Below are 13,623 nucleotides of genomic sequence, written 5' to 3'. Positions count from 1 at the left end.
TGCTCCTCTTCTCGCTCGAGGGGTTCCGCGGCTAGACCAGGCTCGCGGGAACACCCAGCGCGTCGATAGTGGCCAGCGCGGCACGAGCGTGGTCGCGCCCCCCTGTCAGAGCCACGGGGCCGTGCCCCGGCAGGAGGCTGTCGACATCCAGCGCCGCCAAGGTCCGGACCGACGCGAAGGACCGCTGCAGGTCGCAATCGCGCGTCGCCTGGAGCAGGAGCCGGCCCCCGGCGAAGAGCGCGTCACCGGAGAGCAGGTAGGTCCGGTCACCGCCGGAGACCACGTAGGAGCCGTGCCCGGCGCAGTGGCCCGGCGTGGCGACGAAGGTGACCGACAACCGCCCGACCCGGACCTCGTCGCCGTCACCGAGCCGGGTGTCGACCGCGCATGGCGGGAAGGAGGAGTCGGCCGGATAGACGCCGAGCGCCCGCGACGCGTCGTAGCTGGTGGCTCGGTGGTCGGCCGCCTCCAGGGCGTCAGCAGTGTCGTGGCCGGTGAGCACCTCGAGGCCGAGGGCATGTCGGTACCGAGACGCCCCGGCGCAGTGATCGGCGTGGTAGTGAGTGATGAAGAGCCTGGTCACGGAGTCAGGGTCGACCCCGTCGCCGCGTACGTTGCGGACCAACTGGTCGAACGAGGCGTCGGACCCCATCCCGCAGTCCACGAGCGCCGCCTCGTCACCGCCGTCCAGGAGGTAGACGTGGGCGTCGGTGCCGGGCGTGAGCCCGAAGCCGAAGGTCGGTCCTCCGCCCACCAGGCACACGTCCGACGTCAGACGCACGACGCCACCTCCGTCACGGTGAGACGCGTCATCGCGACACCACGACGCCCTCGTAGGTCGGGTACAGGGTCCGTGGGGTCAGCCGGAGCCCACCGACGGCGAGGCCCGTGGCGAGCGTCTCCACCGGAGACACGAGCGGCAGGTAGGGCAGCTCCAGCATGAAGTCGCGCTGAAGGGCGGCGCTCGCGGCGCGCAGATCGGCATCCGTCCGTGCACGGCCGAAGTCGTCGAAGGCCTCGTCGACCACCGGGCACGACGCCGACTGCCAGTTGCCGCCAGCCGGCTCGATGCAGTCCGTCCGACTGAAGCCGTAGACGGCCTCCATCGCATCCGGCCAGAGCCATTTGTTCAGGAAGGCGGCCGGGCCCTGCTCCACGGCGCGGTAGAACGGCCCGAACAGCTCCTCGAACCGGAAGTCGAGCGCCACCCCGACGTCCCGCAGGGCCGAGGTCAGACCCTCCGCGATCCGGCGGCAGACCTCGGTGTCCTGCGCGACCGTCTCGACGTGCATCGTGACGCCGTCTCGTGCCAGCACGCCGTCGGGTCCTGGCAGCCACCCGAGGGAGCGCAGCGCCTCCCGCGCCTCGCCGCGGCTCATCGGGGGGACCTCGCGCGGGTCGTACGCGCCGGCGAACTCGTCGGCGGCCGGGACCGGCGAGCGTCGGGCATCGCCCTCCCCTGCGAGGGCCCGCTGCAGCAGCTCGTCGCGATCGACGAACGCGTCGATGCACCGCCGGACCAGGGCGGTGCTAAAGCGAGGATCGGCGCAGTTCAGGGCCAGGTAGAACTGCGAGTTCTCGGGCTGGCGCTGGACGGACCACCCAGCCGTCCGATCAGGGCGGAGCCGTGGCACCTGACGCACGATGTCCGCGGTGCCGCGCTCGGCGATGGCCTCCCGCTCCTCTTCGTCGGGCACCGAACGCCAACGGAGGACGGTCGGGGCGCCGGGACGGGCGTCGACCCGCTCGGCGACGACCTCCTCCGGCCGATAGCTCCGCATGCGATAGGGGCCGGTCCCATCGGCCAGCGCCACGCCGAAGTCCGCTCCCAGACGGCCCCAGCTGCGGGCATTGACCACGGCGGTGTGGGTGCCCCACAGCAGGACCGGGAGGCGTGGGGTGGGCTGCCGGAGACGGATGACCACGGTCGTGTCGTCCCGGGCCGTGACGTTGTCGACGGGGTCCCAGTACCAGACCTGACGGGGGAAGCCCTCGCCCCAGCGGCACAGCTCGAGCGCCTCGACGACGGCTGCCGCGTCGCACGTCCTGCCCGTGTGGAAGCGAGCGCCGTCGCGGACCCTCAGCAACCAGGTCAGCCCGTCGTCCGAGACCTGCCACGAGGTGGCGAGGCCGGGCCGCGGCCGGCCATCCGGGCCCTTGGTGAGGAGCGTCTCGTAGATCGCCATCGTGGGCGGGTCGATGTGATCGCCACGGACCGGATCCAGTGGGCTGAACCGGTACTCGAAGACCTCGTCGAGATCGGGCAAGACTAGAAGCTCCCGACGGGATTCACGAAGACGGTGGCGTGGTTCCCACCGTCGATGATCAGATTCTGGCCCGTCGTGTACGCGGCGTCCGCCGACGCGAGGTACGCATACGCCGCAGCGATCTCCTCCGGCATCCCGAGGCGACCCATCGGCACCAGCGGGTAGTGCGATCGTGCCGCCTCCATCGCCTCGTCGCTCCCGAGCAGCGCGCGGGACAGCGGTGTGTCGAGCGGGCCCGGGCTCACGCAGTTCACCCGGATGCGGTGGGGGATCAGCTCGATGGCCATCGTCTGGACCAGATTGACGATGCCCGCCTTGGAGACGCCGTAGTGCGCATCGCCGTCAGACGCCCCCAGCCCGGAGATGGACGCCGTGTAGAGGATCACACCTCCCGTGCCGGCGGCGACCATCGCGCGCGCGGCCACCTGACCCAGGATGAAGGACGCCGTCAGGTTCACGTCGATGACCCTGTGCCACTCCTCGTCGGTCATCTCCAGGAAGGGCGCGTCACCGTCGGCCCCGGCGTTGCTCACCAGTACGTCGAGCCGGCCCGCCGCATCCACGACCGCGTCCACCGCCGACTGGCACGTGTGTCGCGACCTGACGTCGCCGACGAGCGCGATGCCGTGAGCCCCCTGCTCCTCGACGGCGGCGACGGTCTCCACCGCGGCAGCCTCGTCGCGGTCGAACACTCCGATGGTGGACGCGCCTTCCTGCGCGAACCGGAGCGCGGTCGCCCGCCCCACCCCGCTGCCGGCGCCGGTGATGAGCGCCGATGTGCCGACCAGCCGTTCGCAGCCCATGGTGACTCCTGCTCCCTACGCGGTGAGGTTCTGGAATGCGGCGGTCAGGCGGGTGAGGCCGTCCTCGATCGCCTCGTCCGACGCTGCCAGGGTGACCCGCAGGAAGCCCTCGCCACGCAGCCCGAACGCCGCGCCGGGGACTGTTCCCACGCCGAGCTCGCGGAGCGCCCTGAGCGCGTACTCCCAGGAGTCGAGACCCGAGGCTCGCACGTCGATCATCAAGAAGAACGCACCTCGGGGATCCACGAACGGCACACCCCCTGTCGCCAGGATGTCCGAGGCGAGGCGACGCCGCCGGTCGTACGCCGACACCATGGTGCTGACGCAGTCCTGGGGACCTTGCAGGGCTGCCAGCGCAGCGTTCTGCGAGATCGTGGAGGCGCAGGACACGACAGGCTCCTGGTGAAGGCCCACCTGGCGGATGAGCGACGCCGGACCGACGACGTAGCCGACACGCCAGCCCGTCATGGCGTAGGTCTTCGAGAACGTGAAGACACTGATGACGCGGTCGTGACCGCCCAAGCTCGCGATCGACGTGGCCGGAGCGCCGAACACGAGCTCGTCGTATGCCTCGTCGGAGACGATCCACAAGTCGTGCCGCTGGGCGATCTCGAGAACTCTCCGCAGGGACTCGGCACCTTCGACCGACCCGGTCGGGTTGCTCGGCGAGTTGAGCAGGATCGCCCGGGTGCGCGGGGTGATGGACGCCTCCAGGGCGTCGGCGTCCAACGTCCATCCGGCGTCAGGACGGAGCGGGTAAGGCACCGCCCTCCCGTTCAGCGAGTGCAGGATCGCCGCGTAGTTCGACCAGCCGGGATCAGGCACCAGGACCTCGTCTCCGGGCCCCACGAGGACGAGGAACGTGGTGTAGAGGCCTCCGCAGGCACCGGTCGTGACGCAGACCTGATCGCGGCCGACGTCGATCCCGTTCACGCGGCGCAGCTTGTCGGTGATCGCCTCACGCAACGGAACGAGGCCGTCCCCTGGCGCGTACCCGGTCGCCCCGGCATGTGCGGACGAAGCCGCGGCGTCGATGATGTGGGACGGCGTCGTGAAGTTCGGGTCGCCGTTGATGAGCATGACCGGGGAGTCCACGTCGCGGGCATGCTCGAGCATGCGGCGGATGCCTGAGTGAGGGGTCTCCAGGATCCACGGACGCACCTCCGGCACGTCACACCTCGAGCGTGCCGGGCCCGGTGGCCGGCGGCTCGACGACGACGGATTCGGTCATGAGCCAGAACGCGGTGCCGACGGTCTTGGCGTAATTGCCCACGTCGTTCCACGCGGCCTGTGCCATCTCGGTGCTCTGAGCATCGTTGAAGGACTGCTCGTCCGGGTACCACTGCTCGATGATGGCGTCGGCCGACTCCTCGCCCAGCCCGTCGTCGAGTGCCCGCGTCACGACGTAGCCGCCGATGCCGGGCAGGTGCCCACCGATCGGCGCGTGCACATTCGTCCAGTACTCGAAGAACGCGTCGGGCTCGAAGTCGTCACGACGCAGTGCCGTGCCGGCCAGCTTGATGGTCCACGGCGATCCCTCGCCCGCGAACCCGCGCACCCGGCGGAAGACGATCTCCGAGCACCGGGCGGCGGTGGCAGTCAGCGCGGACTCGGCCCGGAGATCCGAGGGCACGAGGTGGGCGAGCAGGTCGTCCCGGTCGACCTGCTCGCCCCAGACCGCGACGAGGCTCACCAGCGGGTCGTCCTCGGCGAGCGGCTTGACCACGTGCGAGAGAACCAGCCCCGTGACCTCGGGGTGCGCGAGGGCGTAGGTCCGTGCCTGCGCCTCGATCCGCGCCATGACGGACTCCCGCACCGCCTCGGCGGCGGGTCCGGAGGACGCGCGTACCAGCACCATGATCTTCGACATGTGGTCTCCTTCCGCAGCGGCCGCGCGGGTAGCCGTGCGCGCCGAGGGCTGTACGGGGAGACTAGTCAGAAGATCTCGACGGGTCGAGAAAATCTCGCAAAAATCTCGAAATATCTCAGGTGTCTGCCGAGGCGTCGCCCCCGGAGCTCGCCACGATGAGCTCGGAGGTCAGCTCGATGTGCCGCCGCAGCTCGGCCACCGCCGCGTCCGTCTTGCGCTCCACGACGAGGTCGCAGATGCGCCGGTGGTTGTCGATGTGCTGCTTCTCGGTCATCGCCGCCGGTCGGTCAGACCAGCGGCGGTAGACCTCGCCGGCGTCGCGCAGCGTCGCGGCGAGACCGGTCAGCCTGCGGTTGCTGCAGCCGTCGAGGATCGCCATGTGGAAGTGGGTGTGCGCCGTGGCCCAGTCGTCGTTGATCGACCCGTCCTCGTCGCGCAGCGTGAGTCGGCTGAGCCGGTGGTGCGCAGCCAGGACCGAGGACTCCCACTCGACCGAGCCCTCCTCCAGCGAGCGCCTGAGCACGAGTGTCTCCACCTCGACCGCCGCCTCGGTGAGCTGGCGCAGGTCGTCGAGGTCCACCGAGACGACGCGAACGCCTTGTTGGGGGATGGCGACAGCGAGCCCCTGGCCCACCAGTCGAGGCAGTGCCTCCCGGATCACCCCGCTGCTGACCCCGTAGATCTGGCTGAGCGACTCGACCCGGAGCCGCGAGCCCGGCTGGAGACGCCCGTGGAGGATGTCGGCTCGGAGGCGCTGGAAGGCCTGGTCGGTGCGGCTGGACCCTTCCCCCGTCCGAGCGCGCGGATTCCCTGCGGATGCGGTCGGCATGGGACGAAGTAGACCGACTTCACCAACGTTGGTCAATTCGGGAGTTGCGCGCGATCCGTCGCACTCCCGGAGTCTCGTGCCGGAACACGTGAATCGCGGCAGCGCGCAGGCGGATCACGTGGCGTGGTCGTCCAGCGAGCCGGATCAGCGTGGTGGTGGGGCGACCGACATCCGGCGCACCAATTGGGGCGCTGGCTCCTGCACCGTCATGTGCAGCCGTCCGGGCTCGCCGCGCAGCCGACGGTCCAGCATGAGCACGGCCTCGCGACCCACCTGGCTCAGCGGCATCGAGACCGTGGTCAGGGGAGGGGAGAGGTAGTTCGCGATCGGAGCGTCGTGGAAGCCGGTCAGGGACAGCTGGTCGGGAATGGCGATCCCGTGGTCGCGGGCGGCGGCCATGGCGCCGACCGCGGCAGCGAGACTGGCCGAGGCGACCGCTGTCGGTCGGGAGGGGCGCCCCAGGATCGTGGACATCCCGGCGTAGCCTCCGGCCTCGTCGAACGGCTCGTGGACGGTGGAGCCCCGACGCACGGGCAGACCCGCCTCGCGCATGGCCCTGCGGTATCCGGCCACGCGACGACGCGAGGTGTCGATGTCCTCCGGGCCGGCCAGGCACGCGATCTCGCGATGCCCGGCCGCGATCAGTTCCTGCGTGCAGAGGTACATGCCGAACTCGTCGTCCTCGATGACGCTCGGGGCCCGGCTGCCGATGCGCCGGTTGAGGACGACGCAGTTGTGGAACCCCTCGATGAGGTCGTCGGTGACCCGGTCGGTGATGGTTCCGCTCGCGATGAGGAGGCCGTCGACGCGGCCTTCGAGGACGAGCTTGCGTACGGCATCGCTCGCCCGACCGAGTTCCGACGCGTCCGCCAGCACCAGGACGTAGCCGAGTTCCAGAGCTGCGTCTGTCGCCCCTCGGATGATGTCCGTGAACACCAGGCTCATCGCGTTGGGGACGAGCAGCCCGATCGTGGACGTCCGGCGCATCGCGAGTCCCCGCGCCGTGGCGTTGGGGACGTAGCCGAGCCGGGTCGCGACTTCGCGGATGCGGGCCCGTGTGGCGTCGGAGATGGTGGCGCGTGGATCGCTGCGCAGGACGCGCGAGACGGTCGACTGGTCCACGCCCGCTTCGCGCGCGACGTCTACGAGGGTCACTGAGGTGCGCCGGCGAACCGCGCGCGGCGGGGGAGCTGTCCGGCTCACGTCATCTCCCGCGGCCGGAAGGATCGCGATGCGGGCCCCGTGGACGGCCGAGGCGGAATCCGGCGGGTGCGCCCGTGGCAATGCGCTGCACGCGGCATGTCCATCGTGTCCTCTCCCCCGTGGCCGACCGCATCCTGCGGCGCGTCCCGCGTTCCGACCCGAGGGCGCTTCTCGCGGCACCGGCCAGACTCGCTGGCGGGCCACACTTGACGCGCCGAGCCGCTCGCACCGGTTCCGGGACCGCACGCCGTTCCGGAGCCGTCCCGGAGGATAGACCTCGTGCGCCCGGACCGCCCGCGCACGGGAGAACGCAAGCCTGTCGGCGGCGTCGCCAGCGTGCGGACCGGCGGTACCCGAGCCCTGCCCGACCCGCTTGCACGTGCCCTCCCCGGCAGTCGGCGCTCGCTCGAGCGCAACGAGACGGAATCGCGAAAGTAACGAAATCGCGAGAATCGCGTGACATCACGTGACTGCCGCCTTAGTGTGTGCCGCGCGCCCCAGCCTCTCCGAAGTGACGATAGACGAGGTGTTGACGCGAGACAAGCGCTTGTTTAAGGTCCCTTCCACCGACCGGCCAAGGAGGACTGTCATGACAGAACAGGGAAGTGGTAGTAGCGAGGCCCGGCTACGGGAACTGGCGAACACCGGGATCTCGCGACGCGGCTTCCTCAAGGGCGCTGCCTCGATGGGGTTGACCGCAGCGTTCGCGTCGTCATTCCTCGCCGCCTGCTCGTCGCCGAGCCCGGACTCCTCCTCGACCCCGACGCCCACGGGCTCGCCCACCCCGGGTGGGACCTTCCGCGAGGGTTACGACCGCGATCTGACACCGCCGGATCCCGTCCAGAACGCCTGGGCCGACCCCACGTTCTACGCCTTCTACGAGGCGCTGATCATCCGCAACCCCGACGGCACGCCTGTGCCGATGTTGGCCAGCAGCTTCACCAGCGGTCCCACCGGTTGGGACTTCACGCTCCGGGACGGCTTGAAGTTCCACTCGGGAGCTCCCGTGACCCCGGACGTGGTCGTCACGGACTTCAAGCTCTTCGCGGACCCGAAGACGGGTCAGAACTTCCCGTGGTGGGCGCCCATCACGAAGATCACCAGCGAGGGCCAGGTGATCAAGTGCGAGACGAAGAGCGACTACCGGGCGTTCCAGGAGACCATCACGACGGAGTACGCCTTCATCCTCAACCCTGCCGCGCGTGAGAAGGCCGGCGCGCAGTACGGGGCGTCCGTCGTCGACGGGACGGGGCCGTTCAAGATGGACTCGTTCTCGCCGCAGAGCTGCGTCGCCTCCCGTTGGGAGGACTACCCCGGCTCCATCACGCCCTTCTTCCAGAACAAGGGGAAGGCGTACCTCGACGGCATCAAGTGGGTGCCGATCACCCAGGCGTCGCAGCGCGCGAACGAGCTGGAGTCCGGAAACGTCGACGCCGTCAAGAACGCCCCGCCCCAGGACGTCGATCGTCTGAAGTCGAACAGCGATCTCGTCGTCGTGGAGTTCCAAGAGCTCTCGAACTTCTTCCTGAGCGTCAACCTCGGGAACTCCAAGCTCGGTTTCGACGACATCAAGGTCCGTCAGGCGATCTCCGCGGCGATCGACCGGCAGGCCCTCGTGGACTCCATCTACCTCGGTCACGCGGCCGCCACCTACGGGCCGGTGCCTCCGGGGTTCAAGTGGTACAACCCGGCGGTCGAGCCGATGAACGCGTACGACACGGGCAAGGCCAACCAGCTTCTCGACGAGGCCGGGTGGGTCGCCGGGTCGGACGGCGTCCGCACCAAGAACGGGACGCGCATGTCCTTCACGACGCTGCAGATGGCGGAGTCGACGGAGGAGAAGGTCATGCAGGCCGTCGTGGAGATGCTCAAGAAGGTGGGCATCGAGATGAAGGTCGAGGCTCTCGAAGGTGCGGCGTTCTTCCCGAAGCTCACGAACACGCTGGACTCCTACGCATTCAAGTGGCTCTGGTCCGGAGTCGTCGACGTCAGCGCGCTGTTCGTGCAGTTCTACCAGCCGACGGACGCCGCGGGCGCGAAGGCGACCCTGGCGGCGTACCAACCCTGGGAGCAGGCGGCCACGGAGCAGCAGCTCAAGACCGCGGCGGAGAACTACCAGGTGACCTTCGCGGAGCAGCTGGCCCTGATCCCGCTGGTCACGCCGGACACCATCTGGGCCTCCACCAAGAAGGTCGTCGGTTGGACGCCCAACCAGGCGAACCTGTACCCGTTCTACAACGACGTGTGGCTCTCCACCTGACCCCACGTCTCAGGCAGCAGTGACAGCGACGGGCATCGAGGAGCGCATCTCAGGTGAGGTATGTACTGCAGCGGTTCGCGTACGCCGTCCTCGTGCTGTTCCTCGCCTCGATCGTCACCTTCGTGTCCCTGCGAGCCACGCCCGGCGACGTCGTCGCGAGCATCGTCAACCCCGCGACGACGCCGCCGGAGGTCGTGGAGCAGCTCAAGGACCGACTCGGTCTGAACCTGCCGCTCTGGCAGCAGTACTGGAACTACCTCACCGGCATGCTCGGCGGGGACCTCGGGGTCTCGCTGGTCACGAAGCTCCCTGTCACCACCGTGATCGCGAACTCGGCGGCGTACACCGTGATCCTCGCGCTCGCGGCTTTCGTCGTGGCCTTCGGCCTCGGGGTCCCCATCGGCGTTGTCTCCGCGCTGAACAAGGGGGGATGGTTCGACCGTCTCTCGCTGACCATTGCCAGCTTCTTCCTGGCGATCCCCAACTTCGTCCTGGCCCTGGTCGCGGTGCTGGTGTTCGGCCTCTACCTCAAGTGGCTACCGGTCTCAGGCTCGGGCTCCTTCAAGAACCTCATCCTGCCGGCGCTGATCCTCGCTGCTGAGCCCTGCGCGCTCACGGTGCGGGTGGGTCGTACGGCGGTGCTGGAACAGCTCACCGCCGACTACACCCGCACCCTCTGGGCACGTGGAGTGCGTCAGGTGAGGATCCACTGGGTGCACGTGCTCAGGAACTCGCTCTCGCCGATCATCTCGCTCGGATCGATCCAGATCAGGACGCTGCTCGGATACACCCTGATCGTCGAGGTGATCTTCCGCTGGCCGGGCCTGGGCACCCAGCTCGTGAACAGCATCCTGCATCGCGACTACCCGGTGGCGGAGGCCCTGGCGCTCCTGCTCGCTGCGGTCGTGATCATCTCCAGCGCCATCACCGACGTCGTCTACCGATGGGCCGATCCGCGGGTGCGGCTGACCGGATCCGAGGCGGCATGAGCGCCCCTACCTCCGAGCCGGTGTCCTCCGGCCGCGCGATCTACACCGCGGTCGGCAGCGAGTCCCGCCGCGCGCGGATCAACCCGTGGGTCGTCGGCGGCCTCACGGTGTACGGCGTTGCCGGGTTGGTGGGGATCATCGTCCTGACCGTCCCGAGCCTGAACCACCTGCTGACCGACCAGGATCTGCTGGCGACCTTCAAGCCGCCGCTGTCGCCGGGCCACCCGCTGGGCACCGACAGCCTGGGGCGCGACCTGATGTGGCGGATCCTGGGTGGTCTCGGTGTGTCCATCTGCGTGGGCGTGGGCGTCGCGATCATCTCCGTCGTCCTCGGCCTGGCGCTCGGGGTCTTCGGAGGCTTCTTCGGGCGGGCGGCCTCGGTGGGCACGGCGCTGGTGGTCGACGTGACCTGGGCGTTCCCGGCGATCCTCCTCGCGATCGTCTTCGCCGGCTGGCTCGGTCCGGGGCTGCCGGCGGTGATCCTTGCCCTCGCCCTCACCGGGTGGGCCAGCTTCGCCGTCATCGTGCGCGGGGAGATCCTGTCCCTGCGCGAGCGCGACTTCATCTCGGCGGCTCGCGTGCTCGGAGTCTCGCGGATCCGGATCAGCCTGACGCACCTTCTGATCAGCCTGTTCCCGGTCACCGTGGTCATGTCCGTCTTCTTCGTGTCGACGTCCATCGTGGCCGAGTCCGGCCTGTCCTTCCTCGGACTGGGCGCACAGCCGCCCACGCCGAGCCTCGGCGTGATCCTCGCCGACGGACGGGACTACCTGAGCAAGAGCTGGTGGCCCGTCGTCCTCGCGGGAGGCGCGCTGACCGTCCTCGTGCTGCTCATGAACGCCCTCGCCGACAACCTCAGGGATCGGTTCGACCCGCGCAACCGGAGCTCGCGATGACCGAGGCGACCAGCACTCAGGAGAGGCCCGGAGTCGTGCCGGAGCCGGCGCTCGAGGTCCACGGGCTGGAGATCTCGGTCGTGCACGGCCAGCATCACCGCCCGCTCGTGACCGACGTCTCCCTCACGGTCGGCGACGGCGAGATCGTGGGCCTGGTCGGCGAGAGCGGTTCGGGCAAGAGTCTGACCGCGCTCGCCTGCATGGGCCTGCTGCCCGACGGTGTGGCAGCGACCCAAGGCGACATCCGTGCGGCGGGCGCCTCCGTGGTGTCCGCCAGCCGCGCCGGTCTGCGCAGCATGCGCGGGCCACGGATGGCCATGATCTTCCAGGACCCCATGACCAGCCTCGATCCGTGCTTCCGGATCGGTCGGCAGATGGTGGAGGCCATCACGGAGCACGAGAGCGTGTCGAAGGGCGCGGCACGCAGGCGCGCCATCGACTTCCTCGGCCACGTGGGGGTGCCGGAGCCGCAGCGTCGGTTCGATGCCTTCCCGCACGAGCTGTCCGGTGGCCTCAGGCAGCGCGTCATGATCGCCACCGCCCTCCTGCTCGAACCGAAGCTGCTGATCGCGGACGAGCCGACGACGGCCTTGGACGTGACGACTCAGGCGAGCATCCTGCGACTCGTCCACCGGCTCCGCGACGAGCTCGACATGAGCGTGCTGTGGATCTCGCACGACCTCGCGGTCGTCGCGCAGCTCGCAGACCGGGTCGCCGTCATGTACGCGGGGGAGATCGTCGAGACCGGTGACACCGGGCAGATCTTCGCGGTCTCGCGCCATCACTACACGCGAGGGCTGCTCGACTGCGCGAGCCACGGGGAGCGCGGGGTGCCGTTCGGCTACATCGATGGGGTGGTTCCCGAGCCTGCCGAGTGGCTCGCGGGCTGCCGGTTCGCGAACCGGTGCCCGCGTGCGGACTCCCAGTGCCAGGTCCACCCCGAGGTGTCGGGCTCGGAGTTCCACGGTGTGCGCTGTCACCACCCTCTGGACGAGAGGGGGCTCGCGTGAGTCCCGTCGTCGAGGTCAGCGGACTGACCAAGGAGTTCAGGTCCCGGGCCGGCAAGGGCTTGCACCGGGCGGTGGACGACGTGTCGTTCGCGGTCGAGGACGGCGAGTCGTTCGGGATCGTCGGCGAGAGCGGGAGTGGCAAGACCACCGTGTCCCGGATCCTCCTGGGCCTGGTGGCGCCGACGTCGGGATCGGCGCGGATCTGCGGCATCGACGTGTGGGAGGGATCGCGCGCCGAGCGCAGGCAGCTGCCGAGGCTCGTGCAGGTGGTGTTCCAGGACCCGTACTCGTCCATGAACCCACGCATGACCATCGAGCGCATCCTCCTCGAGGGCATCCGTGGCGACGTCGACAGGCGGGCGCGCCGGGGCGAGGCCGAGCGGTTGCTGGAGCTCGTCGGGTTGCCGAGCAGGTACGCGTCGCTGCACCCCTACCAGCTCTCCGGGGGTCAACGGCAGCGCGTCGCCATCGCCCGAGCACTGGCCATGGACCCGCGTGTCCTGATCGCGGACGAGCCGGTCAGCGCGCTCGACGTGTCCATGCGCGGGCAGGTGCTGAACCTGATCGCGGACCTCAGGCTGCGCCTGGGGCTCACGGTGGTCCTCATCAGCCACGACCTCGGCGTCGTCCGGCAGTTCTGCGATCGCGTGGTCGTCATGTCCCAGGGCCAGATCGTGGAGCGGGGAGATCCCACGACGATCCTCACGTCTCCCGAGCACGAGTACACCAAGAAGCTCGTGGCCTCCATCCCGATGCTGCCGACGCAAGGTGTCGAGCGATGAAGCCGCGTTCGCTCGAGCTGACGCTGGGACCCGATGTCTCCGTCTTCGGCGAGGTGACAGAGCAGCCGGACGCCCGAGGGTGCGTGCTCCTTCTGCACGACCGAGGCTCGGACCTGGATCTCGTGCGCCCGTTCGCCGCATCGCTCGCCAGGCTGGAGCTGACCACGGTCCTCCTGGATCTGCCCGGTCACGGGCTCAGCGAGGGGGACTGGGACGCCGACGGAGCCCGGGCCGTGGGTGCGGCGCTCGACGAGTGCCGACGTCTGCATCCCCACATCGCGACGGTCGCGGTGGGATCGGCATGCGAGCTGCTCTACGCGGTGCCGCCGGCCTCGGTGCTGGCGACCGCACTCGTCGCGCCCACCCTGGACGACGCCGATCTCGCCGGTGCGGAGCCGTGGCGCGTCATCCCCGCCATCGCTCTCGCGGATCCCTGCGACGAGGTGCCAGCCCAGTCGATGGAGCGCTTGGGACGGTGGATCCGAGCGTGGTCGCTGCGTCTGCACGTCCACTACCTCGACCCACCGGACGGAGCCCGCGACAGGTGGACCGCCCACATGACCCACTCCGTTGCCGCGTTCGTGGCCGAGCAGATCGCCTACGCGTCCGTCGGCGAGCCCGCGCTGCACCCACCCGTGCCACCGGGCGTGCACAGGTGATGCGAACCCGGTCCCGAGCGGCTCGCGGCTCGGGAGATCCGAGCCACCGAAGGAG

13 protein-coding genes are annotated in these 13,623 nt (G+C 69.6%); 6 read left to right on the top strand and 7 right to left on the bottom strand.

What is annotated here, in order from left to right:
* Window positions 1-31: 31 nt before the first annotated feature.
* The 7 genes from GC157_07655 to GC157_07625 form a co-directional block, all read right to left on the bottom strand.
* Complete coding sequence (locus GC157_07655; protein ID MBI1377340.1) at window positions 32-781, bottom strand: MBL fold metallo-hydrolase; 750 nt, start codon at window positions 779-781, stop codon at window positions 32-34.
* 28 nt (window positions 782-809) lie between these two features.
* On the bottom strand, window positions 810-2,267 hold the full coding sequence (locus tag GC157_07650) for a hypothetical protein (protein ID MBI1377339.1): 1,458 nt from the start codon (window positions 2,265-2,267) through the stop codon (window positions 810-812).
* A gap of 2 nt (window positions 2,268-2,269) precedes the next feature.
* Complete coding sequence (locus GC157_07645) at window positions 2,270-3,070, bottom strand: SDR family oxidoreductase (GenBank protein ID MBI1377338.1); 801 nt, start codon at window positions 3,068-3,070, stop codon at window positions 2,270-2,272.
* Window positions 3,071-3,085: 15 nt separating this feature from the next.
* A complete protein-coding gene (locus GC157_07640) occupies window positions 3,086-4,186 on the bottom strand; it encodes an aminotransferase class I/II-fold pyridoxal phosphate-dependent enzyme (protein ID MBI1377337.1) in 1,101 nt (366 codons plus the stop codon).
* Window positions 4,187-4,241: 55 nt separating this feature from the next.
* On the bottom strand, window positions 4,242-4,940 hold the full coding sequence (locus tag GC157_07635; GenBank protein MBI1377336.1) for an EthD family reductase: 699 nt from the start codon (window positions 4,938-4,940) through the stop codon (window positions 4,242-4,244).
* A gap of 115 nt (window positions 4,941-5,055) precedes the next feature.
* Window positions 5,056-5,769: a GntR family transcriptional regulator gene (locus GC157_07630; protein MBI1377335.1), complete on the bottom strand. Its 714-nt coding sequence runs from the start codon at window positions 5,767-5,769 to the stop codon at window positions 5,056-5,058.
* 144 nt (window positions 5,770-5,913) lie between these two features.
* On the bottom strand, window positions 5,914-6,891 hold the full coding sequence (locus tag GC157_07625) for a LacI family DNA-binding transcriptional regulator (protein MBI1377334.1): 978 nt from the start codon (window positions 6,889-6,891) through the stop codon (window positions 5,914-5,916).
* 670 nt (window positions 6,892-7,561) lie between these two features.
* On the opposite strand from GC157_07625, the gene GC157_07620 reads away from it, so the two are divergent.
* Genes GC157_07620 through GC157_07595 form a run of 6 tightly spaced genes read left to right on the top strand, consistent with a single transcriptional unit; the run spans window position 7,562 to window position 13,568 of the window.
* A complete protein-coding gene (locus GC157_07620; GenBank protein ID MBI1377333.1) occupies window positions 7,562-9,232 on the top strand; it encodes a twin-arginine translocation signal domain-containing protein in 1,671 nt (556 codons plus the stop codon).
* Between the two features lie 53 nt (window positions 9,233-9,285).
* Window positions 9,286-10,221 (top strand): ABC transporter permease subunit, encoded by a 936-nt coding sequence (locus GC157_07615; protein MBI1377332.1) that lies wholly within the window; start codon window positions 9,286-9,288, stop codon window positions 10,219-10,221.
* Entirely contained in the window at window positions 10,176-11,117 is a 942-nt protein-coding gene (locus GC157_07610; protein MBI1377331.1) for an ABC transporter permease subunit, read from the top strand. Before GC157_07615 ends, GC157_07610 begins: the two co-directional genes overlap by 46 nt.
* Window positions 11,114-12,127 (top strand): ATP-binding cassette domain-containing protein, encoded by a 1,014-nt coding sequence (locus tag GC157_07605; GenBank protein ID MBI1377330.1) that lies wholly within the window; start codon window positions 11,114-11,116, stop codon window positions 12,125-12,127. The genes GC157_07610 and GC157_07605 overlap by 4 nt, the downstream gene beginning before the upstream one ends.
* Window positions 11,992-12,909: an ATP-binding cassette domain-containing protein gene (locus GC157_07600; protein ID MBI1377329.1), complete on the top strand. Its 918-nt coding sequence runs from the start codon at window positions 11,992-11,994 to the stop codon at window positions 12,907-12,909. The genes GC157_07605 and GC157_07600 overlap by 136 nt, the downstream gene beginning before the upstream one ends.
* Window positions 12,906-13,568 (top strand): hypothetical protein, encoded by a 663-nt coding sequence (locus GC157_07595; GenBank protein MBI1377328.1) that lies wholly within the window; start codon window positions 12,906-12,908, stop codon window positions 13,566-13,568. The genes GC157_07600 and GC157_07595 overlap by 4 nt, the downstream gene beginning before the upstream one ends.
* Window positions 13,569-13,623 lie beyond the last annotated feature (55 nt).

The sequence above is a fragment of the Frankiales bacterium genome, from assembly GCA_016125335.1.
Taxonomy (GTDB): Bacteria; Actinomycetota; Actinomycetes; order S36-B12; family CAIYMF01; genus Longivirga.
This window is presented reverse-complemented; position numbering and strand designations above follow the sequence as displayed.